Annotated in this window: 1 protein-coding gene; it reads left to right on the top strand. The window is 40.2% G+C overall.

Annotated features, from left to right (window positions below; all coding sequences use genetic code 11):
* Positions 1 to 214 (top strand): hypothetical protein (locus tag A3729_RS32860; protein WP_197475791.1); only part of this gene is annotated, 214 nt, incomplete at both ends.

The raw sequence follows: 214 nt of genomic DNA on the forward strand, positions 1-214 counted from the left end.
AAACCTGATATACAGCTACAATGGAGGTTCCGACATCAATATATTTGAATTATCGGAACAGACAGGTAAACACGAAGCGCTCAATACCATTACCCTCTCTACTTCACGTCATTACTTACAGGGCTTGTATCTGGAAGAAACACTCGAAAACAAAAAACTTATTTCAATCGCTAACGAATACGCTCAAGTCTATAGCGACTACTTCTGGCACTGG

Source organism: Oleiphilus sp. HI0043 (genome assembly GCF_001634935.1).